Source organism: Arthrobacter sp. UYEF36 (assembly GCF_040547025.1).
Lineage (GTDB): Bacteria > Actinomycetota > Actinomycetes > Actinomycetales > Micrococcaceae > Arthrobacter.
This window is the reverse complement of the sequence record NZ_JBEPOX010000006.1, coordinates 95988-118567: the sequence shown is the minus strand read 5'-3', so window position 1 is coordinate 118567 and position 22580 is coordinate 95988. Positions and strand designations below refer to the sequence as shown.

General features: G+C 67.3%; 21 protein-coding genes, 1 tRNA gene and 1 other RNA gene. 9 read left to right on the top strand and 14 right to left on the bottom strand.

The window, feature by feature from the left end:
* Window positions 1–13: 13 nt before the first annotated feature.
* Entirely contained in the window at window positions 14–487 is a 474-nt protein-coding gene (locus ABIB29_RS10860; protein WP_502915592.1) for a MarR family winged helix-turn-helix transcriptional regulator, read from the bottom strand.
* A 79-nt stretch (window positions 488–566) separates the two neighbouring features.
* Here ABIB29_RS10860 and ABIB29_RS10855 point away from each other — a divergent pair, with 79 nt between their 5' ends.
* Entirely contained in the window at window positions 567–800 is a 234-nt protein-coding gene (locus ABIB29_RS10855; protein ID WP_354172638.1) for a hypothetical protein, read from the top strand.
* Between the two features lie 214 nt (window positions 801–1014).
* Window positions 1015–1209 carry a hypothetical protein gene (locus tag ABIB29_RS10850; RefSeq protein WP_502915596.1) on the top strand — a complete coding sequence of 65 codons (195 nt, stop codon included), beginning with the start codon at window positions 1015–1017 and terminating at the stop codon, window positions 1207–1209.
* A 91-nt stretch (window positions 1210–1300) separates the two neighbouring features.
* Here the strand turns inward: ABIB29_RS10850 and ABIB29_RS10845 are convergent, their stop codons facing one another.
* The 4 genes from ABIB29_RS10845 to ffs all read right to left on the bottom strand — a co-directional run bounded on the left by ABIB29_RS10845 (window position 1301) and on the right by ffs (window position 6906).
* On the bottom strand, window positions 1301–2659 hold the full coding sequence (locus tag ABIB29_RS10845) for an aspartate kinase (protein ID WP_354172634.1): 1359 nt from the start codon (window positions 2657–2659) through the stop codon (window positions 1301–1303).
* Between the two features lie 331 nt (window positions 2660–2990).
* On the bottom strand, window positions 2991–3590 hold the full coding sequence (gene recR / locus ABIB29_RS10840) for a recombination mediator RecR (RefSeq protein ID WP_069950546.1): 600 nt from the start codon (window positions 3588–3590) through the stop codon (window positions 2991–2993).
* Between the two features lie 51 nt (window positions 3591–3641).
* The gene (locus ABIB29_RS10835) at window positions 3642–6782 is read right to left on the bottom strand and encodes a DNA polymerase III subunit gamma and tau (RefSeq protein ID WP_354172632.1); all 3141 of its coding nucleotides are present in this window, start codon (window positions 6780–6782) and stop codon (window positions 3642–3644) included.
* A gap of 27 nt (window positions 6783–6809) precedes the next feature.
* An RNA gene (ffs, locus tag ABIB29_RS10830) (signal recognition particle sRNA small type) lies at window positions 6810–6906 on the bottom strand.
* A 340-nt stretch (window positions 6907–7246) separates the two neighbouring features.
* On the opposite strand from ffs, the gene ABIB29_RS10825 reads away from it, so the two are divergent.
* Window positions 7247–7331, top strand: a tRNA-Ser gene (locus ABIB29_RS10825).
* A 298-nt stretch (window positions 7332–7629) separates the two neighbouring features.
* On the opposite strand, the gene ABIB29_RS10820 is transcribed toward ABIB29_RS10825, so the two are convergent.
* Window positions 7630–8541 (bottom strand): oxygenase MpaB family protein, encoded by a 912-nt coding sequence (locus tag ABIB29_RS10820; RefSeq protein ID WP_354172631.1) that lies wholly within the window; start codon window positions 8539–8541, stop codon window positions 7630–7632.
* 296 nt (window positions 8542–8837) lie between these two features.
* Between ABIB29_RS10820 and ABIB29_RS10815 the strand changes: the two genes are divergently transcribed.
* The 4 genes from ABIB29_RS10815 to ABIB29_RS10800 all read left to right on the top strand — a co-directional run bounded on the left by ABIB29_RS10815 (window position 8838) and on the right by ABIB29_RS10800 (window position 13405).
* Entirely contained in the window at window positions 8838–10226 is a 1389-nt protein-coding gene (locus ABIB29_RS10815; protein ID WP_354172629.1) for a M23 family metallopeptidase, read from the top strand.
* A 110-nt stretch (window positions 10227–10336) separates the two neighbouring features.
* Window positions 10337–10822 (top strand): glutathione peroxidase, encoded by a 486-nt coding sequence (locus ABIB29_RS10810; RefSeq protein ID WP_354172628.1) that lies wholly within the window; start codon window positions 10337–10339, stop codon window positions 10820–10822.
* A 224-nt stretch (window positions 10823–11046) separates the two neighbouring features.
* On the top strand, window positions 11047–12258 hold the full coding sequence (gene fdhA, locus ABIB29_RS10805; protein ID WP_354172626.1) for a formaldehyde dehydrogenase, glutathione-independent: 1212 nt from the start codon (window positions 11047–11049) through the stop codon (window positions 12256–12258).
* A 205-nt stretch (window positions 12259–12463) separates the two neighbouring features.
* Entirely contained in the window at window positions 12464–13405 is a 942-nt protein-coding gene (locus ABIB29_RS10800; RefSeq protein ID WP_354172624.1) for a phosphodiesterase, read from the top strand.
* A 3-nt stretch (window positions 13406–13408) separates the two neighbouring features.
* Here ABIB29_RS10800 and ABIB29_RS10795 read toward each other — a convergent pair whose 3' ends face one another.
* Complete coding sequence (locus ABIB29_RS10795) at window positions 13409–15043, bottom strand: stealth family protein (protein WP_354172622.1); 1635 nt, start codon at window positions 15041–15043, stop codon at window positions 13409–13411.
* 130 nt (window positions 15044–15173) lie between these two features.
* Window positions 15174–16088, bottom strand: coding sequence for a Cof-type HAD-IIB family hydrolase (locus ABIB29_RS10790; RefSeq protein WP_354172620.1), 915 nt, complete (start codon window positions 16086–16088; stop codon window positions 15174–15176).
* A 178-nt stretch (window positions 16089–16266) separates the two neighbouring features.
* On the opposite strand from ABIB29_RS10790, the gene ABIB29_RS10785 reads away from it, so the two are divergent.
* Entirely contained in the window at window positions 16267–16566 is a 300-nt protein-coding gene (locus ABIB29_RS10785) for a type II toxin-antitoxin system VapB family antitoxin (protein ID WP_024367337.1), read from the top strand.
* Window positions 16559–17239, top strand: a complete 681-nt coding sequence (locus ABIB29_RS10780; protein WP_354172619.1) for a LytR C-terminal domain-containing protein — start codon at window positions 16559–16561, stop codon at window positions 17237–17239. The genes ABIB29_RS10785 and ABIB29_RS10780 overlap by 8 nt, the downstream gene beginning before the upstream one ends.
* A gap of 23 nt (window positions 17240–17262) precedes the next feature.
* Here ABIB29_RS10780 and ABIB29_RS10775 read toward each other — a convergent pair whose 3' ends face one another.
* From ABIB29_RS10775 to ABIB29_RS10750, 6 genes are all read right to left on the bottom strand, one after another.
* Entirely contained in the window at window positions 17263–17901 is a 639-nt protein-coding gene (locus ABIB29_RS10775) for a TetR/AcrR family transcriptional regulator (RefSeq protein WP_354172617.1), read from the bottom strand.
* Window positions 17902–18060: 159 nt separating this feature from the next.
* On the bottom strand, window positions 18061–18768 hold the full coding sequence (locus tag ABIB29_RS10770; RefSeq protein ID WP_354172615.1) for a DsbA family oxidoreductase: 708 nt from the start codon (window positions 18766–18768) through the stop codon (window positions 18061–18063).
* Between the two features lie 55 nt (window positions 18769–18823).
* Window positions 18824–19366 (bottom strand): GNAT family N-acetyltransferase, encoded by a 543-nt coding sequence (locus ABIB29_RS10765; protein ID WP_354172614.1) that lies wholly within the window; start codon window positions 19364–19366, stop codon window positions 18824–18826.
* Window positions 19367–19472: 106 nt separating this feature from the next.
* Entirely contained in the window at window positions 19473–20345 is an 873-nt protein-coding gene (locus ABIB29_RS10760; protein ID WP_354172612.1) for a TolB family protein, read from the bottom strand.
* A 7-nt stretch (window positions 20346–20352) separates the two neighbouring features.
* Complete coding sequence (locus ABIB29_RS10755) at window positions 20353–21348, bottom strand: sugar phosphate isomerase/epimerase family protein (RefSeq protein WP_354172610.1); 996 nt, start codon at window positions 21346–21348, stop codon at window positions 20353–20355.
* Window position 21349: 1 nt separating this feature from the next.
* The gene (locus ABIB29_RS10750; RefSeq protein WP_502915591.1) at window positions 21350–22570 is read right to left on the bottom strand and encodes a Gfo/Idh/MocA family protein; all 1221 of its coding nucleotides are present in this window, start codon (window positions 22568–22570) and stop codon (window positions 21350–21352) included.
* Window positions 22571–22580 lie beyond the last annotated feature (10 nt).

Here is a 22580-nt window from a genome sequence, read left to right as displayed (position 1 = left end):
TGTTTTGCCCAGTCTACCGCCGGGGCGGGCCGAAGGAGTCGGTCTTTGTGGCCGCAATCAGGTCCATCATGGAGGTGTGCAGCTGGGTGACCTGCTCACGGGTCAGGCCCAGCCGGTCCATCATGGTGCCGGGCACGGCGGTGGCCTGCTGCCGCAGCGCGGCGCCCTGCGGGGTCAGGCCCACGGCAAGGGTGCGCTCGTCGCCTGGCACGCGCTGGCGCGTGATGAACCCGGCCGCTTCCAGGCGGCGCAGTAGCGGAGAAATCGTTGCCGGCTCCTGGGCGAGGGCCCCGCTGATGTCGCGAACGGAGCGGGGACTGGATTCCCAAAGGCACAGCATCACAAGGTACTGGGGGTGGGTCAGTCCGAGCTTGTCCAGCACCGGCTTGTACGCGCCGACGACACTGCGGGAGGCCACCGTGAGCGCGAAGCAGAGCTGGTGCTCCAGCAGAAGGTCGTCCTGGGTTCCTGCGGTCACATCTGTCACGGGTGCCCTCCATAGATAGTTAGTGTGCTAATCATTAGCGTACACTGGTGGAACGTCTCGTTCTTAGGAGTGGATAGTGATGGCAAAGGAAAATGCCGAAAACGCCTCGCAGAGGTTCATGCGCGCAACGGGCAGGCTCCGGATGATTTTCGGGCCGGCCAACCGCAGCGACATTGGACACGAGATGACGGAGCGGAACCGGGAACTGCTGGCCCAGCGCGAAGCCGAAACCCAGCAGTGGGAGACCCTCCACCGCCCCGACGGCAGCACCTATGTCGTCCCCCGCAACCCCGATGACAAGTCGCTGCGGTAAAAGCCGCCGCCTGGCTCCGCTACCGGCCGTCACGTCGGGCCGCATTACTCCGAGGATTTTCCGGGCGCTGAACGCATGCCTTTCCCGGGCGCCGGGCGTAAAATAAGGTCACTGGCACCAGCACTTAGCCATGGCCGCTCCCCGCGGCCCGGACGCTGGAGAGGGGGTGGGAACTGTGGCACTTCCACTGAAGAAGGTCGCCCTCAGGCAGCACCTGCACCCGTCGTTATGGGCACGCTTCCTTTTCGGGCCTGCCTCGCGGGGGGATACTTCCGCGCCGGTCATGCACAAGCACGACGACTACGAGTCAGCCTCTGAGATGGAGCTCGCCGGTTTCGAAGTGGAGACCGACGCGCAGGGACATCACTACGCTGTCCGAAAGGAAGACCTCCCGAAAGAGGAAGTCTGAGCAGCGCCCTGCGAGGGCATAACGAAGGGAGCGGCCGATGCCGCTCCCTTCGTTAGTTAATGCCCGCGGGCCAATGCTCGGCCGGGGTGGCTCAGCGGCCGGTACCGCCGTACACCGTGGCCTCATCTTCGCTGTCCAGGTCGAAGGCTTTGTGGATGGCGCGCACGGCGTCGTCCAGCAGATCCGCGTGTGTGACGACCGAAATCCGGATTTCTGAGGTGGAGATCATGTTGATGTTGATCCCGGCCTCGGAGAGCGCGGCGAAGAACCGTGCCGAGACGCCCGGGTGGGAGCGCATGCCGGCGCCGATCAGCGACAGCTTGCCGATCTTTTCGTTGTACTCGATGGTTTCGAAGCCGATCCGGTCCTGTGCGGCGTGCAGGGCGGCCAGGGCGTCGGCGCCCTCGACGATCGGCAGCGTGAACGAGATGTCGGTCCGGCCTGTGCCGTGGGTGGAAACGTTCTGGACGATCATGTCGATGTTCGAGTGCGAATCGGCGATGACCTGGAAGATCGCCGCAGCTTTGCCGGGGATGTCGGGAACCCCGACAACCGTGACCTTGGCCTCGGAACGGTCGTGTGCAACACCGGAGATGATTGGCTGCTCCAAGGCAACTCCCTCTTGGGTTGTGATTTTATCGTCGGCGCCGGGCATGACCCAGGTGCCTTCGTTCTGGCTAAATGACGAACGGACATGCAGCGGCACGCCGAAACGGCGAGCGTACTCGACGCAGCGCAGGTGCAGGATCTTGGCGCCGGACGCCGCCAGCTCAAGCATTTCCTCGCTGGAGATTCGGTCGATCTTGCGGGCGGACGGTACGACGCGCGGATCGGCTGTGTAGATCCCGTCGACGTCCGTGAAGATCTCGCACACGTCCGCGTCGAGGGCGGCGGCCAGCGCCACTGCCGTCGTGTCGGAACCGCCGCGGCCGAGCGTGGTGATTTCGTTGGTGGTGCGGCTCATGCCCTGGAAGCCCGCGACGATCGCGATGTGGCCCTTGTCCAGGGCGGTCCGGATGCGGTGCGGGTCGACGTCGATGATCCGGGCCTTGCCGTGGATCCCGTCGGTGATCATACCGGCCTGGGAGCCGGTAAAGGACTGGGCCGAGGCGCCGAACTTGTTGATGGCCATGGCCAGCAGGGCCATCGAGATGCGTTCCCCGGCGGAGAGGAGCATGTCCATTTCCCGGGCCGGCGCGGAATCGGTGACCTGTGCGGCGAGGTCGAGGAGCTCATCGGTTGTGTCGCCCATGGCGGAGACAACCACGACCACTTCGTCGCCGGCGTTCTGGGCATCCACGATGCGCCGGGCCACGCGCTTAATGCCCTCGGCATCCGCCACGGAGGAACCGCCGAACTTCTTCACCACAAGGTGTTTCGTCGTGGCGGCAGAGGCGGGCAGCTCCTGCGGCTGCGGTCCGGGGTGGACTTCGGTAGTGGGCAAACTCATGCGCGCACCCTCACTGGATTATCGGGGTCTGGGCCAAGCAACCAAACGGCGCGACGGCGTAACTTCTTTACCCAGTTTATCGCCGGGAGGCCTGGGTTGCTGAATTGTGACCGGATGCCAGACAGCCGGGCTCCCGTTCCACTGGACATGCCCCCGCTGCGGGCCAGGAGTGTGCATGTGCCCCCGCCCTTGGGGACATGCCCTCCGCCGGGGCTGGGGGATGGGCACATTGGCCATATGTCCATCCGTGGGCGCGGAAGCTGGGCATGTCCACGTGGGAGTGCAGCGCGACGGCGGCAGTCCAGCCGCCGGAGGCGCTCCGACGCAGCTGTTAGCTCAGGGCGTTCCGCCGGCCCTCGAAGGCCCGGCCGAGCGTGACCTCGTCGGCATATTCGAGGTCGCCGCCCACGGGCAGGCCTGATGCCAGCCGGGTGACGGCGATGCCAATCGACTTGAGCATGCGGGCCAGGTAGGTGGCGGTGGCCTCGCCTTCCAGGTTGGGGTCGGTGGCGATGATGATTTCCTGGATGGCGCCGTCGTTGAGCCGGGTGAGGAGTTCCCGGATCCTGAGCTGCTCGGGGCCGATGCCCGCAATGGGATTAATCGCCCCGCCCAGCACGTGATAGCGGCCCCGGAAGGAGCGGGTGCGCTCCACCGCGAGCACGTCTTTGGATTCCTCGACGACGCAGATGATCGAAGGGTCCCGTCGCGGGTCGCGGCAGATGTTGCACAGCTCCTGCTCGGTGACGTTGCCGCACACCGTGCAGAATTTCACCCGTTCCTTGACGGTGGTGATGGCATCCACGAGCCGTTTCATGTCCTGCGGGTCGGCTTCAAGGATGTGGAAGGCCAACCGCTGGGCGGACTTGGGCCCGACGCCGGGAAGGCGTCCGAGCTCGTCGATCAGCTCTTGAACTGCACCTTCGTACACAATGTCCTCGTTCGTTTGGGGTGGCGACGGGCTGCGGGCCCGTCGGAGCGGCTAGAAGCGCGGCGGCAGCGGGCTTCCGTCCAGGGACCGCTCTTCCACAAGTTTGCCGCCCAGGATGCGTTCGACGGCGGCGCGTCCGAAGACGCCCGATTCCTCGATTGTTTCGTCATCCGCGCTGGGGACGTCCTGGACATAGGTGGTCGTGGCGGCCGCGGCCCGGGCCGGGGCTTTGGCGCGTCCGGCTTCGGCTTCCGGGCTGTTGGACAGCCGCTGATAGAGGCTTTGCCGGCCCGTCGAGGACAGCGCATCCAGGGAAGCGGGGGCCGCGGCCGACGTCGGCGAGGCTGCGGGTGCTGCGGGCGGCGCCATTGTCATGGCGCGTGCCGCGGCTGGGGCAGAGGCGGCGCCGGCCGGCACCAACTCCGCGGAGTCTCCCCATCCGTTCGGCGAGGAGGCGACAGGCTCGTACGCAGCGGAGGCCGACACGGCTGCGGCGTAGTGCGGGACCTGGGCTGCCGCTGGTTCGTAGTGCGGCGGCTCCGGCTCCGGCGCGGGCTCGGGAGCCACGGACTTCTCCGGCGCGTAACTTCCGACGTTGGAGTCCGTGCCGATTGTCCAGATGCCGGGGGTCCGTTCGACGGCGCGGGCCCACGGGTCGTCGGCGGTGTCCGGCGCCTGAGGAGCCGGAGTGCCGGCTTGGGGCGTTGTGCCAGCAGCGCCGGTACGTGCCGGCGGGGCGGTCCTCTTGCGCGCGGCTGGGGCGGACGGCTGGGCGGCACGCGTTACCGGTGGGGCCGCAACCGGGGCCGACGGGTCCCAGTCCATGGGTGGTTCCTCGTCCAGCGGCGGGGCGTCTTCGTCGCGAGGCGGGCCCCAATCATCGTCGGGGTAGGCGTAGGATCCGGCGGCCTCCGGGGCAGTGCTCGTCTGTTCGCCAGGGGCCGGGGCGGCCGGCACAGCGGCCGGCGGAACCTCGGGAGCAACCCTTGTCGGAACGTGCGCCGGCGCCGGGGAAGGAGGGCCGGAGGCGGGTGTCGGGACCGGGGCGGCCGGGGTGACGGATGTCTGGACCGGGGCGTCCGTAGTAGCGGGGTTAGATGCAGGGGCCTCTGCGGGACGCGCAGGGTCCGTCGCAGCCGGGGTTGCCTGGGCGGACCCGGAGGGAGCCGGGACGGCGACCGGGGCCAGGCCCCAGTCCGCGTCGGAGGACGTGGCCGGCACGTCCCGGCTAACGGGTGCTTTTGGGTTTGGCTCAGAGCTCGCTGCGCTGTTGCTTCCGCTGGCCACTGCGTTGATCTGGCATTCGATGCCGATGGTCTTGTGGATCGCCTGCCGCAGGTTCTCGGAGTGATCCGCCCGGCCGAACGCGCCGGCCAGCCCGGAGGTGGTAAAGGCGAGTGTCAGGACATGGTCTTCGAAGTGGCCCACCTGCGCATTCGGCTCGACGAGGGCCCAGGTGCTCCGCTTGATTTTGGTCAGCGTCTGCAGGATTTCCGGCCAGGCGCGGCGGAGGACTTCGACGTCGGGCCCGGACCCGGTCGCCGGGCCCGCGGCGCGCACGGCTGGAGGACCCGCGGGGGCCGGCTGGTTCTGGGCCGGTGCGGAAACTGGTGTCGATGGGGCCGGAGCAGAAAGGGCTGGTGCAGAGGGTGCCGGTGCAGAGGGGGCAGTGCTGGACGGGACCGGGGCGGGGGGTGCCGGGGCCGCTGGCTGCGCCGGCGCGGACGCCTGTGGTGCCGGGGCCTTTCCGGCAGAAGCACGGTTACCCGCGGCGGGCTCGTCGACAGGCCAGTCGCCGGTGCTGACTCGCGGCGGGGTGAGCGCTTCTTTGGCCGGTTCGGCATCGCGCCCAGGGGCCACGGCAGCCGCGGGAGCCGGAGTGGCCCCGGCGACAGGAGCTGCAGCTGCAGGAACAGGGGACAGCGGTGCCGTGGCCGCGGTCGCGGGAGCCGGAGTGGCTGCAGCCGGGACAGCGGGTGCAGGAACGGCGGCCGCGGTGGCGGGAGCCCCGACGTCGTTCCCGGCGTAATTCAGGCGGCGTTCCACCCTGTCGATACGGGCGGCAATGCCGCGCTCGGTCTGCTCGGAGGAAGGCAGCAGGATGCGGGCGCACAGCAGCTCCAGGTGGAGCCGCGGCGACGTCGCACCGGTCATCTCGGTGAGGGCCGTGTTGGTGACGTCCGCAGCGCGGGACAGCTCGGCGGCGCCCAGATTGTGGGCCTGGTTCTGCAAACGCGCGATCTGGTCCGCGGGCATGCCACGGAGGATCGACTGGGCGCTCTCCGGCATGGCCTGGACGATGATGAGGTCGCGGAAACGCTCGAGCAGGTCCTCCACAAATCGGCGGGGGTCATGTCCGGTCTGGATGACACGGTCCACCGCCCGGAACACCGTGGCGGCGTCGGACGCCGCGACGGCCTCGACGACGTCGTCGAGCAGGGACGCGTGGGTGTAGCCCAGCAGTGCGACGGCGAGTTCGTAGTCCAGACCGTTTGGTCCGGCGCCCGCCATGAGCTGGTCCAGAACGGAGAGCGAGTCACGCACCGAACCTCCGCCGGCGCGGATCACGAGGGAGAGCACTCCGGGCGCCACGGGGACGTTCTCCTGCGTGCAGAGCAGCTCGAGGTAGGCCATGAGCGGCTCGGGCGGCACGAGCCGGAATGGGTAGTGGTGCGTGCGGGAGCGGATGGTGCCGATGACCTTGTCCGGCTCCGTCGTGGCGAAGATGAACTTGATGTGTTCCGGCGGCTCTTCGACGATCTTGAGCAGGGCGTTGAAGCCGGCGGAAGTGACCATGTGGGCTTCGTCGATGATGAAGATTTTGTAGCGGTCCCGGACAGGGGCGTAGGTGGCCCGTTCGCGCAGGTCACGGGCGTCGTCGACGCCGCCGTGGCTGGCGGCGTCGATCTCGATGACGTCGAGGGATCCGGAGCCGCCGCGGGCGAGTTCAACGCAGCTGGGGCACTTGCCGCAGGGGGTGTCCGTCGGGCCCTCGGCGCAGTTCAGGCAGCGGGCCAGGATGCGCGCAGAGGTGGTTTTTCCGCAACCGCGGGGGCCCGAGAAGAGGTAGGCGTGGTTGACGCGGTTCTTGCGCAGGGCCGTCATCAGCGGCTCGGTGACGTGTTCCTGCCCGATAACGTCCGCGAACGAATCTGGGCGGTATCTCCGGTAAAGAGCGGTTGTAACAGTCACAGCTAAACCCTACCAATCGGCACAGACATAAAAGACCCCTCATGCACCCGCCAGAGCCCATTTACCCTTGCTACCTTCCGGTCCTGGGGGAGTTCAACAGGATGACGCCACATGAGGGGCCGTCAGCAAGTTTACCCGACGTTTGAGTGTGCCCCGAATCGCCCACTTCGCTCCCGGGAAATTCGGCGGGACATGCCCATTTTTCGCGGCCAGGAGTGGGCACAATGGCACTATGTCCATTCGCCGCGGGCAGCGTGGGGCATGCCCCCTGGCGGCGGGCAAGTCTGTCGCGGGACATGCCCATTTTTCGCGGCCAGGAGTGGGCACAATGGCACTATGTCCATTCGCCGCGGGCAGCGTGGGGCAAGCCCCCTGGCGGCGGGCCCGTGGGGGTCCGTGGCGCCAATTGGGCGATGCCGGGAAATTCAGGTAGTCTAGTATCTGCTTTTGATTCAGAAGCTACTGGAGAATTCGCCTAGCGGCCTATGGCGCACGCCTGGAACGCGTGTTGGGTTAACGCCCTCGGGGGTTCAAATCCCCCATTCTCCGCGTTTGGCCCCGGTCCCTGGGACCGGGGCCTTTTTGTGCCACAAGGCATCCCCGCGGTCGGAGGTTGTAGGGGCATATGTTGCCCCTGCAACCCGCACAAACACTGGCAAGCACGCCAGTTCCATACACGCATTTTGGCCGCTAACCCGGAGGCCTTCCACAGCACTGGGGAAAGCATTCCTGGCCGGGACCGAGGGGCCGCTTCGGCCGGCACACGATGTGTTACTTCCGACTCGGAAGGCGTCCGTTCCGGGGTCGCCCCCACGAGGTCCGGATCTGGCCGCTAAGGGGACACGCCCTATGCCCGGTAGCCGAGCCGGCGGAGGCGTGCCCGGGCAGCCTGCTCGCTGGGCCCCACCCGACCGAGGGCAAGATGGACGACGCCGAGCGTCACCTTCGTCGCCAGCCGCACAGGAAGCGGGAAGGGGCCCAGCCGTGCGGGCCGCAGGCCCAGCAGATCGCGGTACTTGGGTTCCAGACTCGAAACGGCCGCGGCGAACAGCACCCGGTAGCCCGGCCTGAGCACCGGATGGAGCGGCGGATTGCGGATGAACGCCACGGTCTCGGCGACCCTGTCGTCGGAACGGAGCTCGCCGGCGTCGTGCCAGTGGTCCAGTTGCAGGCGCATTTCCTGTTCGCTGAGTGGCGGGGCCTCCACCCCCATGAGCTCCCCGGCCTGCGCCCACTCACGAACGTAGGCGTCGGGGCCGCCCGGAATCGGTCTGCCCCAGATCTTATGTGCCGAAAGGAAAGCGTCGGTGAAGGCTACGTGCACCCAGCGCAGCAGCTCCGGATCATTCGCCGCGTAGCTCCGGACAACGCCATGTCCGTCCACATATTCCCCGCGCACTGACTCATGGAGCCGCAACACCCAGTCGGAGGCTGCGCGGGCCGCGGCGGTTGAACCGTAGGAAACCGTGAAGATCCAGCGGATCGTTCCGGCAAGCCGGCCCAGGGGGTCCTCGCGGAAGTGGGAGTGGTCGTGGACGCCGGCCAGTGCGCCGGGATGGAGCGCCTGCATGAGCAGGGCGCGAATTCCCGCCACGATCGTCGGCATGTCCCCATGGACGGCCCAGACCGCCGATCCTGGCAAGTGGTAGCCAGGGTCGTCGCCTTCCGCCAGGCGCGGGACCCAGTCCGGCACTGCGTCCCGGGTCCCGGTGAACGTCTGCTTGAGTTCGGCCTGCCATTCCCTGAGGAGGTTGCGCATACTCCATTCTCTCCCACCGCTGCGGGGCCCAGTACTTGCCCCGATCACCAGTACTACTAGGGCAACCACCTGAAGTTGGAAAGGGGTAGCTTTTACGGTTCACAGGCCCCTCTGGTTGTGGTCCCATGAGAACGTGAGTCCGCGAAATTGGGGACTGGCGAACAGGATGCGGGAGTCACATCGTGGGAAAACACTGGGGCAACTCATCGAGTGAGCAGGCGGTCAGAGCGCGCATATTTGCTGTGCGCTGTCTGTCCGGTGGTTTCTGTCTCTCTCTGGCGGTCCTGACCTTCGGGGTGCAGGGACTGTCGGGCACCGGCGCCGCCGTTGTCCCGTCCCCCTCACTCGCCTACGGAGTCGTGGGGCCGGGCACACTGGATCCGGACACTCCCGGCACAGCCGGTGCCAGCACCGTTCCGGCGGCTGACGCCCTGGCCACATCGGCTTTCACCGCGGATGCCCTGGCGCTCGTAGGTTATCCCCGCTCAACGGTCGAGACAACCTCCAAGGACGGCGTCCCCGGGGAACTCAATGTGGCGTCCGCCGGGCTAAAACGGCCCGCCGAAGGCTTCCTTATGGCCCCACTCGAATCCCTTCAGGGGTCTTCGCCCTTTGGGTTGCGAACCAGCCCCATCACGGGGTCCGCCGGGGAATTTCACTGGGGCCAGGACTTTGCGGCGCCGTGCGGTACCCGTGTCTACTCAGCCGATGCCGGAATTGTGCGGGCTGTCGGCTGGCACCCGTGGGGTGGCGGAAACCGTGTGGAAATCGACCACGGCAACGGGCTCATCACCACCTACAACCACCTTGAGGCGATCGCCGTAAAGAAGGGCGACTCGGTCCGCGTTGGCGAGGTCATTGCCCGGGTGGGAACGACCGGATCTTCCACCGGCTGCCACCTGCATTTCGAGACCATCCTGAACGGCTCCCACAAAAACCCGCGCGACTGGATCTTTCTTCCGATCGTGCAGACGGACCGGCTGGGCGCCATCGAGATGACCAGCTACACGCCCGAAGCCGGAAGTCCCTCCAACACCTCCCTCGGCTGGGCTATCCCGGTGTCCGATGACGGGACGCACGTAGTTGCCGGTGGCGCCCAGGAAATGCCCCGCGCGGCACTGCCGCAAACGTCGTACTCCACATCCGCCGCGGCCACGCCCACCCCGTCCATCTGGGACGCGCTGTCGCCGACGAAGACGCGGTCGGATACACCAACGCTCGAGTCCAGCCAGTCGCCGAGTGGGACCACCACCACAACGGGCGGCTCGACGACGCCGAGCGACACCCCGCCTGCCTCGGAGCCGAGCACGGTGCCCCCACCGCCGTCGGAGCCAAGCACGCCGCCGCCCTCGCCAGAATCGCCGACGCCGACGCCGTCGCCTGAACCTACGGCTCCGCCCCTCCCGCCTCCGCCGATCGTGGAACCGGCACCGACGACGCCGCCCCCGCCCCCGCCCGTCGTGGAGCCCGAGCCGGCCCCGCCGCCCGTCGTGGAACCGGCACCGACGCCGCCCCCGCCGGTCGTGGAGCCCGCGCCGGCGCCCACCGCGGAGCCTGCTCCGCCCCCGGTCGTGGAGCCCGCGCCGCCGCCTCCACCGCCGGAGCCCACCGTGGCACCCCCACCGCCCGCGCCCACCGCGGAACCTTCGGCGACCACGGACCCCTCCTTGACCCCTGGCCCGTAGGCGGCACAAACCCATACCTCCACGCGTTGGTATCGAATGACAGTCGTGACCACATCCGGAACACAGCTCCGGACACGAACTTCATGACCGACTTCGCGAGGAACCCTCCCATGACCTCTCTGCACAGCATTCCGCTCACCCTCATCGACGGCACGGACACCGACTTTGGCCGCTTTAAGGGGGAGGTGGTGCTGGTAGTGAACGTGGCTTCGCAGTGCGGGTTCACGCCCCAGTACGCCGGACTCGAAGCGCTGCACAACAAGTTCCACGGGCAGGGCTTCGAGGTGCTCGGTGTTCCCTGCAACCAGTTCGCGGGCCAGGAACCCGCCGCCGACGCGGAAATCGCCGAATTCTGCGAACGGAACTTTGGCGTGACCTTCCCGCTCACTACGAAAGCCGACGTCCGCGGCAAGAACCAGCACCCGCTCTACGCCGAGCTCACGAAATTCAAGAACGGCTTCCTGCCGGGGCTGGTGAAATGGAACTTTGAGAAGTTCCTGGTGAACCGCGACGGCGACGTGGTGGCACGTTTTGCCCCCACCGTCGAGCCGGATTCACCGGAAGTTATCGAAGCCGTGCAGTCCGCCCTCAGCTGAGATTCGGCTCCCAGCAAACAAGGGGACAACGGCCCCTATCCCTAAGCATGCTTGCGGCTTAGACTGGCCGGACCTTCCAAATTAGCCGGGCACACCCGCGGCGCAGACGCGCGTGTGTGAGGAGTCGGTACAGCCGCCACCAGCCCGGGGGACGGTGCATCAGCACGCTTCGTGAATCACAACTGGACACTCATATTGGGGTCCGTGAAACCAGGAGGAAAGTGATGACAGGGAACAAAGCCGTTGCCTACAAGGGGCCGGGCAAGGTCGAACTGATCGACATTGACTACCCCAGCTTCGAACTCAAAGACGGCCCGGGGGTCAACCCCGCCAACGTGGGCCGTTCGGTGCGCCATGGCGTGATCCTCAAAACCGTTGCCACGAACATTTGCGGCTCCGACCAGCACATGGTTCGGGGCCGCACCACAGCCCCCTCGGACCTGGTGCTGGGCCACGAAATCACCGGCGAAGTCGTGGAAGTTGGACCGGACGTCGAGTTCATCAAAGTGGGGGACATCTGCTCGGTCCCCTTCAACATCGCCTGCGGCCGCTGCCGCAACTGCAAGGAGCGCAAGACCGGCATCTGCCTCAACGTCAACCCCGCCCGCCCGGGCGCCGCTTACGGGTACGTGGACATGGGAGGCTGGGTTGGCGGCCAGGCCAACTATGTCCTGGTGCCGTATGCAGACTGGAACCTGCTGAAGTTCCCGGACAAGGATCAGGCCCTCGAGAAGATGATGGACCTGACGATGCTGTCAGATATCTTCCCGACCGGCTTCCACGGCGCCGTCAGCGCCGGCGTGGGCGTTGGCTCGACGGTCTACATCGCGGGGGCCGGTCCTGTCGGGCTGGCTGCGGCCACCAGCGCGCAACTGCTGGGCGCCGCCGTTGTGATTGTCGGCGACCTGAACGCCGGGCGCCTGGCGCAAGCGCGCAGCTTCGGCTGCGAGACCATTGACCTGTCCGAGGGCGGGCCCGCCGAGCAGATCGAGCAGATCCTCGGTGTACCCGAAGTCGACTGCGGTGTCGACGCCGTCGGTTTCGAAGCTCGGGGGCACGGCCACGATGCCAAGGAAGCTCCGGCGACGGTGCTCAACTCGCTGATGGAGATCACGGCCGCCGGCGGTGCGCTGGGTATTCCGGGACTTTACGTCACCGGGGACCCGGGCGGCATCGACGAGGCCGCCAAGAAGGGCGCGCTCTCGCTCAGCCTCGGCACCGGCTGGGCCAAGTCGCTGAGCTTCACCACGGGCCAGTGTCCGGTGATGAAGTACAACCGCCAGCTCATGATGGCGATCCTGCATGACAAGGTCCACATCGCCAAGAACGTCAACGCCAAGGCGATCCCGCTCGAGGACGCACCGAAGGGTTACGCCGAGTTCGACGCCGGCGCTGCCACGAAGTACGTGCTGAACCCGAACGGGTACCTGAGCTAACTGCCAGGCACTCGAGTAGTGATATTCCGGCGGGCGCAGCCGGCCCTGACCAGGGCAGGTATGTGTCCGCCGGAATACTCGGTTATTGCCTCTTTTCGAACATGCCTACTGGAGTTTGCACATTGTTGGCCGAATGTCTGATTGGATAGACATTACTGAGAGGGACGCTGGAGGCAACCGCTTCCACCCAACCAGGAAGGTAGCAATGGAGCTCATCGAGGCCGAGCACCCCCGGCCACGTCATTTTCTACTCCATCTGAGTGACCCCCATCTGCTGGGAGGTTCGGCACCGTTGCATGGTGTGGTCGACAGCGACGCCATGCTCCAGCAACTCTTTGACGAAGTGCGGGCCTCCGGCGCGCGCCCCGAAGCCGTGATTTTCACCGGCGACCTCGCTGACCGGGGCGAACCAGAGGCCTACGCCAAGTTGCGGGCCATCGTAGAGCCCGCCTGCAGGGCCATGGGTGCGAAAGTCATCTGGGCGATGGGCAACCACGACAACCGCGCGCACTTCCGCACCGGCCTGCTGGACCAGCCGGCGGACGACGCCCCCGTGGACCATACGTACTACATCAACGGGCTGCGGATCATCACCATGGACACCTCAGTCCCCGGCTACCACCACGGAGAACTGAGCCCGGATCAGCTGGAGTGGCTCGCGGCGGAACTCGCTACACCCGCCCCGGACGGAACCATCCTTGCCCTGCACCACCCGCCGGTGCCCTCGGTCCTGGACCTCGCCGTCCTGGTGGAGCTTCGGGACCAGACGGCGCTGGCTGGAGTTCTGCGGAACTCCGATGTCCGTTCTATTTTGGGCGGCCACCTGCACTATTCGACGACGGCTACCTTCGCGGGGATCCCGGTCTCGGTGGCATCGGCCACCTGCTACACGCAGGACCTCAATGTTCCGGTCGGCGGAACCCGCGGACGTGACGGCGGACAGGCGTTCAACCTGGTCCACGTTTACGAGCACACCATCGTGCACTCCGTGGTCCTGCTCGGCGACACCCCGGCGGTCGGCGAGCTCGTCTCCGCCCAAGAAGCCCAGCGGCGGATCACCGCGGCAGGGATCCGCATCCCCAGCAAAGCGAAAATCGAGGACCCGGCCAGGACGCCCGGCCACCGCCGGCTGACCGCCAGCAACTAACCCCTACTTCTCCCAGGGGGCCTTGATGGGGTAGTACTTCTCCAGGAAATCCGTTACGAGTTCTGCCCGCTCCTCGGCCGCGACCTCCGGAAAGCTTCCGTCGTTGAGGCAGAAGAAATCCATGTTCCGCTTGGAGAGCAGCTTGGGCAGGTAATTGAGTCCAGCCCGTGCGGTGGTGTCCACGTAGCGCACCTTGGCCGCCGTCTGGGTAACGGCCCGGCCGGTGAGCAGCGCGTAGTAGTGGTAGAACGAGTTGGTCACCGAGATGTTGTCGGCCGCGCGGAACGTGCTCGCCGCCGTCTTGGCGAACTCCGCCGGAAACTCCTGCTCCATCTGGGCCACGACGCTGCGCCGCAGCGGGGCAGCCGTGTGCTCCAGGTGCCGGGTGGTGATCCGGCCGAAGCGGTCCCAGAGCAGCTTCCGGTTCACCCGGGCCGCGTTCTCGAACCCGCTGCGCTCCGCGTCGTTGTCGCCGAGCCCGATCCGGGTTTCCGCTTCGATGAACTTCGTGATGCCGCCGGGTGTGAAGAACAAGTCCGGTCCGACGGCGCGTCCGAAGAACATGTCGTCATTCGAGTACAGGAAGTGCTCGGACAGCCCGTCGATGTGGTGGAGCTGGCACTCCACCGCTTGTGAGTTGTGCGTTGGCAGCACGGTGGGGTCCGCGAAGAACTCCTCGCTGCGGACGATCGTCACCCCCGGATGATCCGCCAGCCATGAAGGCGTGGGGGAGTCCGTGGCAATGAAGATGCGTCGGATCCAGGGCGCGAACATATAGACCGAGCGCAGCGCGTACTTGAGTTCGTCGATCTGGCGGAAGCGGGCTTCGTGGTCGTCGCCCTCGCCCAGCACCACACCGGCCATCCGCGCACGCCGAGCTGCGATGTACTCCGGGGAGCTGCCATCCACCCAGGAAAACACGAGGTCGATGTCGAAGCTGATGTCACTGGCGTGGTCCGCGAACATGTTCTCGATGGTGGGCCAGGTGTGGCCGTACCGCTCCACCGTGCCGCGGACGGCATCCTGGGCCAGCAGCGTCCGGCGGGTCAGCGAGTTCTCGATCGGGAGGATCAGCTCGTCGCCTTCGAAACTCCACAGTTCCAGCTGCACCCCGGCCGAGGCGCCGAACTCGAAGCCGCCTTCCGGTTCGACCCGGGGACGGTACAGCCGGAAGATCCGGGACTGCCGGTTGGGGGAGAGCTCGCCGTCGGCGACCAGCACCGAGGACTTCTTCTTGGCATCGACACTCATCGAGTAGAAGGGCTCATCGTGGCAGGCCTCCACGAGCGCGTCGCGGAGTTCCTTACGGTCCTTCCAGTCGACGGCGATGACGGGCCTGTCGTTGTTGCCGCGGACCAGGAGGTAGTCCAGGCCGGCGCCGTCCAGCACCGAGCGGATGAACATCAAATCCTCGACCATGGCCTGGTACGGCGTCCGGTTCTCGTTGATCAGGCCGTAGCGGCCCCGGCGGCGTACAACGTCCTGGCGCGCCCGGAATCTCGCGACGGCAGCCGCGGAGGTGACCTCATCATGGGCGTCTACCGATGCCTGGCTGCCGTAGTAGATCTCGTCCTGGACCAATGCGTCTGTAATTTCGATTCTCCGTGATTCTTTGCGTGAATGTGTCCCTAGTTGCATGATATCGCCCACCCCAAAATCGCCCCGAAAATCCGCGGCTGAACGCCGCCAGTGTGGGCTGCGAGAGCCCCTCGTCCCCCCGGAAACCCTGGGCCCGGGATGTTTCAGCCCACCGGTTCAGCCCGCCGGTTCAGCCCAGGAGGGCCCGGCGCCAGCTGCGCAGGAAAGCCGCCCCGGCGTCGTCGTGGATGACGTCCTCGCCAAGCCCCAGATCCGCCGCGGTGAGTACGTCGTAGGGTTTCACCGGGACGCCGTCGGCCGGCCGGACGTCGACGTGTTTCACCGGGTGGTCGTTGTGGTGCAGCCAGTCGGCCATAGCGTAGTCGGTGCGGGAATCGCCCACCGTCCGCCAGGCCTGCGGGGTGACGCCCTGCGTTGCCAGCAGCTCCACGGCCCGGCTCGCGCCGAGGTCTTTGCCCAGCCTGACCGACTCGATGTCGGTGGAGATGATCGTCGGATCCACCCGGTAGTCGACCCGGTCATCGGAATCCGGGGCGTGGTGGTCCAGCCGTACCACCCCGAGCCCGTGCCGGCCCATCAGATCCATGGCATCGGCGTCGAACAGTTGCTGCTCGGCCCGGTAGTCGGAGTTCTCGACGGCGATGTGCTGCTCCACGGAGACCATGGCTAGCTTGGTCTCGTCGAAGAACATGTGCTCCGCGTAATCCTCGGCGACCAGCCGGCGGACGTCGTCGCCGAAGGACCGCGGGATGGCCAGATCGTGATCGACGTGGACCGGCCCGGGGCCCGCGGAGGTGTAGCTGAACCAGACGGCGCCCTTCTCGCAGACGGCGTGGATGAGGGTCCCGGCCGGCATCCCCGCGGCGATCATCGGTTCCATCACCTGTTCGCGGATGAAGTCAGCGGATCGGCCGGTGTTGAAGATGACCGGGATCCCCGCCGCGGCCAGCGCCAGCAGGTCCTCGATGATCACCGGCTGTACCGCGCGGGTGACGGGGCTCGCCACGGGACCGTCGACGTCGAGCAACAGTGCCAGCGGAGGAGCCGACGGCGAGAGGGAAGCTGAGGTCTCGGGAGGTGTCATGACCCCATTCTCCCAGCAGCCAGGCATCTTTGCATGTGCTGTGGACCGTGCCTCCGGCAGGGTCTTGACTGTGACAGCACGGGCGGATGGTAGGAGAAATGGTTACTGTTTGGCTACAACCTCCCGGCACCGGGAGTCGTGGATTCCTTTGCCCGTCCAAGTTCCCTAGGCTTGCAGGGTGATATTCAAAGCCGTGGGCGAGGGACGCCCGTACCCCGACCATGGTTACAGCACGCCCAAGGACTGGGCGGCGCTGCCGCCGCGACCGGTCCGGCTGGACGATCTGGTGACCACCAAGCGCACGCTCGACCTCGAGGCGCTGCTGGCAGAAGACTCGACGTTCTTCGGCGATCTGTTCCCGCACGTCGTGGAATACCGCGGCGTCCTGTACCTGGAGGACGGTCTGCACCGGGCCGTCCGGACCGCGCTGCACCAGCGCACAGCGATCCACGCGCGTGTGCTGGTGATAAATGGCTAGAAAGCCAAAGGACGTCACCGTCCTGCACGGACACCAGGTCATCACCGGCTCGGACCTGCGGGCCACGTTCGTGGAGGACGACGAGCTGCACCACAACCCCGTCCGGAAGCGACGACGCATCCTGCACGGTGTGGTCTTGGTGCTGCTGGTCGGGCTGGTGGCCGCCGCGGTTGTGGTGGCGCTGGCGATCATGAACGGCCAGATCAAGATTCCGGCGGCGGAGCGCAGCCAGGCGGCCGCGTCCGTCTGCCCGGAAGCGCGCTTCGACTACACGCCGCCGGAAAAGATCAACCTCAACGTCTACAACTCGACCTCCCGCCCGGGCCTGGCCCGGTCCGTGGCGGACGAGTTCGCTGCCCGCAAGTTCATCGTCGGGGCCGTTGCCAACACAACGTCGAGCTACCGCGGGGTCGCGTTGGTCGTCTCCGGCGCCGCGGGCCAGTCCGCCGCGTTCAGTGTCCAGCGGAACCTGCCGGGCTCGGACTATTTCCAGGACGGCCGGACGGACCCGAGCGTGGACGTCATCCTCACCGGAGACTTCAAGGAGCTGGCGAAACCGGAACTTGTTGACCAGACGCCGGGCCAACTCAGCTGCCCGCGCGAGGACCGGCGGATCGTGGAGGAATCCGGGCGGCCCATGACGCCGACGGTTGCGCCCGCCCCCGTCGGCTAGGCCGTGTCCGCCGGCACGGGATGTCAGGGGGACACGCGGAGAGGACGGCCGCCGTCGTCGAACCGGGCTCCGGCGCCGAGCTGGACGAACCGCACGGTGCGCGCAATCCGGGACTCGGCCTCGGCGTCCTGCCCGGCACCGTCACCGCGGGCGGCGCTGGAAGACAGGGTGCCGTGGATGAGCTGCGCCAGTTGGGTGATGTCCGCCTCGGGCAGGTAGCCCTGGGCGATGCCGTCCCGAAGGATGCCCTGCAGGAGCACGCTGAGCTCCCCGACGTGGTCCGCAAGCTTCGCGAACGACGCCGGCGAGAGCACAGCACCCATCGCGGGGCCGGGCGGCAGATGCCGCCGGCTGAGGTCCTCGACCTGGGCGCGGACGTACAGGGCAAGGCGGTCCACCGGGTTCTCCAGCGCCGCCAGGGATTCGCGCAGGTCGATCAGGAAACGCTCCGTCTCGTCCAGCGCGTAGGCGATGAGAAGCTCTTCGATGTCCGCGTAGTAGTTGTACACGGCGGTGCGGCCGATCCTGGCATGCCGGGCGACGTCGGTCATGGTCAGCCCCGGGAGCCCGTGGGTGAACAGGAGCTCGCCGAAAGCGGTCAGGATGCGGTGTTGGGTCTCGGCTCGTTGGGCGGCGTTGCTCGCGGCCGAAATCCTGGGCATACGGACACTTTAGCCTGATCTGTCAGCAAACCGGCCTTCGGCGGCGGCCAAGGTCCGGGGTCGCCGGGAGCGGGGGGGGGGGGGGGGGCCCCCCCCCCCCCCGCCCCCCCGCCCCCCCCCCCCCCCCCCGCTTCCGGCGAGTTCGGCGTCGGGAGGCCGTCAGGTGCTGCAGCCCTCCGGGCCACAGGCGTCGGCGGCCCCGCCGCCGGGGGCGCTGACCATTTCCAGCGGGCGGCTGTCCTGCCACGCCTGCTCGAGGGCTGCGGTGAACGTCTCGGCGGGCTGGGCGCCGGAAAGCCCGAATTTCCGGTCGATCACGAAGAACGGGACGCCGGAGATGCCCAGCGCGCGGCCTTCTTCGAAGTCGAGCCGGACGTCGTCGGCGTATTTGTCGGTGGTGAACAGCTCGTCCAGCTCGGCCGCGCCGATCCCCAGGTCCAGCCCGAGCGAGGTCAGGTAGTCCCGGCTGCCGATGTCCTTACCGTGCTCGAAGTGGTCGCTGAGCAGGCGTTCCTTTGCGGCGTCCTGCTGCCCGTGCGAGGCGGCGAGGTGGATCAGCCGGTGGGCGGTGAAGCTGTTGGCGACCACGACGTCGTCGAAACGGTAGTTGAGGCCCTCGCCCCTGGCCTGCTCCGCCACGTGCGCGAACATCCCCGCGACCTGGGCCGGGGCCATGCCCTTGCGGGTGCTCAGGTAGTCCAGCTCGGTGCCGTCATAGTGCTCGGGCAGCGACGGGTCCAGCTGGTAGCTGCGCCACTTCACCTGCACAGCCTCGCGGTGCGGGAAGGCCGCCAGCGCGGTTTCAAAGCGGCGTTTGCCGATGTAGCACCAGGGGCAGGCGACGTCGGACCAGATCTCAATCTTCATGCTGGCCACAACCCCGGGGCGGCCGGCTCCATTCCCCGGGGGACTGTCGGCTTGGTCACGGGGTCCGGGTGAGCGGTCGTTCCATGACGAAGTCGTGCTCCACGGTGTTCCCGAGCGTAAAGGACTTGGTGCCGACCTGGCGGAAGCCTGACTTCTCGTAGAACCGGACGGCCCGGCCGTTCTGGTTGTTTACGCCCAGCCAGAGCCCGCGGGCGCCGGCCGCCGCGGCCGCGTCGATGCTCGCGTGCATCAGTTCGGCTGCAGCGCCCAGCCCGTGGTGGTCGGGGTGGACGTAGCACTTGCTGAGTTCCGTGCACGGCAGTTCCGTCAGGACCGCGGCCACGTCCGGGTCCCGGGTGGCCCGGGCGACCAGGAGGCTGTAGCCCCGCAGTTCGCCGCCCGCGTCGATCACCAGGACGGTGATGTCAGGGTCGGCGAGATAGGCGCGGAAGTTGGCCTCGCTGAGCGTGTTCGCGAGGTGCGCAGCGATGTCTGCCGGGGACGAGCCCGGCGGGCAGGCCAGCGGGAAGGTCACGGCCGCCAGCGCGGCCAGCCTGCCGGCGTCGTCCGCGGTTGCCGTTCGGATTGCGTGCGTCATGCAAAAACACTAGTCCGCGGTGGGCGCCGCGTTCGCTTCGTGAAGCGTTGTTGCGGCAAGCTGCCGGTCCAGAGCGGCGTCGAAGGAGGGGCTCGACGGCGGGAAGTCAGCGGACCGGGTAGGCCACATATGCGACGCGTCTGGAATCGGGTGACCAGCTGTTGACGTTGAGAGATCCCTGGCCACCGGACAGCGCCCAGGTGTGCAGCGGTGTAGTCCAGTCGTCGAGCCGTACGGTGACGATTTCGACGGGCAGGTCGGCGGGATGGCCTATGGTTCCTGCGGGGAACCGGAGGTAGCTGGCGTGGTGCCCGTCGGGTGAGATGTGCGGGAACCAGTCGACTGTCCCGCTGTGAATCAACCGCTCCAGTCCCGATCCGTCAACGCGCACGCGGGCGATCTGTGCGTGCCCGGGCCGGCTGCTGAAGGTCTCGGTATTGAAGTAGATCCATGTGCCGTCCGGTGAATACTCCGGGCCGTCACAGTGCCCGGCCCCCGTGTCGACCGAGGCCGAAGGCCCGCCTGCCGAGGGCATCGTCATGAGGCGTCCCGGCTTCGTGACATCGCCGGATTCCATCCCCACGTAAGCGAGTTCGTGTCCGTCCGGGCTCACGCCGTGCAGGAAGTGGAAGAATCCGTCCTCGGCCGTGATCCGGGCCGCGTCCCCGCCCTGGATGTCTGCCCGGTAAATGTGGCCGTCATCCGCGGAGAGGTAGATCCGGCTGCCCACGGGTGCGAGCACATGATCGTTGTTGAGATCCGGGACCCCCGCGAGCGGGACCTCGGCGAGCGAGCGGCTGGCAAGGTCCAGCCGCCACAGGCGGCCGGCGCCGTTGAGGATGAGCGCGGAATTGTCGAGTGTCCAGTTGGGGGCCTCCAGGAGCACGTCGTCGCTGGCGAAGATAAGCTCGCGCGAACCGGTGGGGACGGACGCGACCCAGACTTCACAGCGCTGGCCGGATATTAGCGCGCGGGGCACGGGTTCTTTACTGCTTGAAGGCGGCGTCGAAGGACGTGTTCGACGCCGGGAAGTCGTACTTTTTGAGGGCGGCGAGGGCTTCGGGGGCGCCGTGGAGGCGGTCCATGCCGGCGTCCTCCCATTCGATCGAGATGGGCCCGGTGTAGCCGATCGCGGTCAGGGCGCGGAAGGACGATTCCCAGGGCACGTCGCCGCGGCCGGCGGAGACGAAGTCCCAGCCCCGGCGGGGGTCGCCCCAGGGCAGGTGTGAGCCCATGACGGTGTTCCGGCCGGTGGGGCGCAGCTTCGTGTCCTTGCAGTCCACGTGGTAGATCCGGTCCTTGAAGTCCCAGATGAAGGAGACCGGATCGATGCCCTGCCACATGAAGTGGGAGGGGTCCCAGTTCAGTCCGAAGGCTTCGCGGTGGCCGATCGCTTCGAGCGTCCGGACCGTGGTCCAGTAGTCATAGGCGATCTCGGAGGGGTGGACCTCGTGGGCGAAGCGGACGCCGCATTCGTCGAAGACGTCCAGGATCGGGTTCCAGCGGTCGGCGAAGTCCTGGTAGCCGGCCTCGATCACTTTCTCCGGGACGGGCGGGAACATGGCGACGTACTGCCAGATGGAGGAGCCGGTGAACCCGACGACGGTGTCCACGCCCAGAGCCTTGGCGAGCCGGGCGGTGTGCTGCATTTCCTCGGCGGCGCGCTGCCGGACGCCTTCGGGGTCGCCGTCGCCCCAGACCCTGGCCCCGACGATGGCCTCGTGGCGGAAGTCGATCGGGTCATCACAGACGGCCTGGCCCTTGAGGTGGTTGGAGATCGCCCAGACCTTGAGGTTGTACTTCTCCAGCACGGCGAGTTTGGACTCGACGTAGCCGGGTTCGTCCCAGCGCCAGGCGTCCACGTGGTCTCCGGAGACGGCGATTTCCAGGCCGTCGTAGCCCCAGCCCGAGGCCAGGCGCGCGACTTCCTCGAACGAGAGGTCGGCCCACTGGCCGGTGAACAGGGTGTACGGGCGGGCCATGTCAGGCTCCTTCGGTTAGCGGAACGGTGGCGGGGCCGGAGGCCAGTTGGATGATGGCGCTCTTGGCGGCCGCGCTTTCCTCGACTGCGGCCAGAATACGCTGGACGGTCAGGCCGTCCTCGAACGACGGCGAGGGCTGGGCTCCGGTGCCAATCGCGACGAGGAAATCGCGGATTTCATGGGTGAAGGTGTGTTCCCAGCCGATCACGTGGCCCTGCGGCCACCAGGCGGCGGCGTAGGGGTGTTCCGGTTCGTTGACCAGGATGCGCCGAAAGCCTTGTTCCCGGACGGGGACGGTGGCGTCCAGGAAGCCCAGCTCGTTCAGGTCCTCGAGGTCAAACAGGATGGATCCCTTCTCGCCGTAGATCTCCAGTTTGAGCGAGTTCTTCTGGCCGGTGGCCATGCGGGAGACCTCCACCGAGGCGACAGCCCCGGACGCGAGCGAGAGCGTCGCCCAGGCGGCGTCGTCGACCGTCACCTCTTCCGGGCCGTTACGGCCGGGCCGGTGCGAGGTGAAGGTGTGGAGCCGCCCGGAGACTTCGGTGACCTGGTCGCCGAGCAGGAACAGCACCTGGTCGATGGCGTGGGACGCAATGTCGCCCAGCGCCCCGGAGCCTGCTGTTTCCCTGTTCAGCCGCCACGTCATGGGCGACTCCGGGTCCACGAGCCAGTCCTGCAGGTAGGCCGCCCGGACATGCCGAATCGCGCCCAGCCGGCCCTCGTCGATCAGTTCCCGGGCCAGGGCCAGGGCGGGGATGCGCCGGTAATTGAAGCCGATCATGGACTGGACACCTTGGCTGCGGGCCGACTGGGCCGCCGCGGTCATGGCCTCAGCCTCGGCCAGGGTGTTGGCGAGCGGCTTCTCCACGAGCACGTGTTTCCCGGCTTCAAGCGCGGCGACCGCGATCTCGGCATGCATCCAGCCGGGGGCGCAGATATCCACGATCTGGATGTCGTCGCGGGCGATCACCGAGCGCCAGTCCGTGGAGGACTCCGCCCAGCCGTACTTCGAGGCGGCTTCGGCGACCCCGGCAGCGTCTCGCCCGACCAGGACGCGCTGTTCGAAGGCCGGGACGTCGAAGTAGCTGGCCACATTGCGCCAGGCGTTCGAGTGGGCCTTGCCCATAAACGCGTAGCCGATCATGGCCACGCCCAGCAGTGAACCGGTGCCGGCGGCAGCGCCGGGCGGGGTGAGGCTGGCCGTGGAATCTTGGGAAGTCATGATTGCTTTC